This is a genomic window from Limnospira sp. PMC 289.06, from assembly GCF_032350395.1.
Taxonomy (GTDB): domain Bacteria; phylum Cyanobacteriota; class Cyanobacteriia; order Cyanobacteriales; family Microcoleaceae; genus Limnospira; species Limnospira platensis.
Map to the genome: position 1 here is coordinate 1 of NZ_JARPLC010000310.1, position 1,401 is coordinate 1,401.

Sequence of the window (1,401 nt, forward strand, 5' to 3'; positions counted from 1 at the left end):
GAATTATTTTCCTGTGCTAGGACTAGATTGTGAGTAATATCTGAGTAATTAGGTAGGACTATCGAGTTAAGTGAATCACGGTTATTGCAGTTATGATAACGGTCAGTTAATAGTGGACACAACTGGACTCGAACCAGCGACCCCCACGATGTCAACGTGGTACTCTAACCAACTGAGCTATGCGTCCGAACAGTTTATTACATTAACATAACTCACCCGAAAATTGCAACCCCCCAAACGGATCTATTTTTCCCCTCGCGATCGCTGTATGCTTAATGAAGTTGTATCAGCCGCCCATCAGGCGACGGGACACACAGTTCCAAGGGAGGAGATGATGGTTAAGAAAAGTCTAGCCGATATGGTCAAACAGGAAGCAGAAAAGGCGGGTAGTCCCCCCCCAGAATCTGCTGATACTGATCATCAAATTAATACAAGCACATCCCCAAGGGACAATACCTCCTCTAGCCGTCCAACCCCCACCCACGCCGAATTAGAGGCGCAGATGGAGTTAGAAGCTCAAGTAGCCTGGCTTGAATCCCACTTACAGCAGTCCCAGGAAACTGAGCAGACTTTAAAAAAAGAGATTTCTGCCCTTCAATTAACTGTTAAAAACGCTCAAGCCAGCCATAGGCAATTAGCCACTACAATAAATAAACTACAACAAGAATTAGAGGAAAAAAATAAATTAATAGCCCAACTTAAACAGGAGACTGAAGCGGCGGCGGCCTTAAAGGAAAAGCTAGAACAGGCAGAATTAACAGCACTACATCTGTCGGAAACGAATACTAAACTTTTACAACATATCGAACAGTTAAAACTAGAATCATCTACGTCTAAACTAGCACAGAAACCCACGAAGCGATCGCCACCTCATTTAGTGCCTCGTCCCGAACATTCCCTCAGTCAACCGATGAACAATGAAGATTTTTCTCAAAGTACCTGGCTGTTATAATTTATCCATTAGTGCGAGACGTTCAGGTAGGAAATAAGGCTGAGATGCCTGAAATAACTACCTGGTGAAAACTTCAGCCCCCTGACTGAATACAAGAAGCTCGCTTCTGACCATCCCTATAACTTTTTATATGTCCCGACGTTTGGTATAGAAATATATATAACGTGCGAAACGTTTAGGATTCAAATAGGGCTGCAATGGCTGAAATAACCTCCTAGTGGGACTTCCACCCCTTGGTGGAATATAAGGGATTCGCACCCCTGACCATCCCATAACTATCTATGTGTCTCAACATCTGGCTTCGACAACCAGATAAGGCAGAGAGACTCAAGGTCAAGACTGAGCGAAAAAAAAGAGGGGAGTTGTGTTATGGTCGAAAGAGAAGTCACCTTGCCCAACTCCAATTCCAAACCGTGCTTGCGAGTTTCCCTGCACACGGCTCCTGATGA

At 44.4% G+C, this 1,401-nt stretch carries 1 protein-coding gene and 1 tRNA gene; one reads left to right on the forward strand and one right to left on the reverse strand.

Features of this window, described 5'->3' with window-relative positions:
- Positions 1–113: 113 nt before the first annotated feature.
- A tRNA-Val gene (locus P5674_RS24740) sits at positions 114–187 on the reverse strand.
- A 36-nt stretch (positions 188–223) separates the two neighbouring features.
- On the opposite strand from P5674_RS24740, the gene P5674_RS24745 reads away from it, so the two are divergent.
- The gene (locus P5674_RS24745; RefSeq protein ID WP_014276471.1) at positions 224–952 is read left to right on the forward strand and encodes a hypothetical protein; all 729 of its coding nucleotides are present in this window, start codon (positions 224–226) and stop codon (positions 950–952) included.
- Positions 953–1,401: the final 449 nt, after the last annotated feature.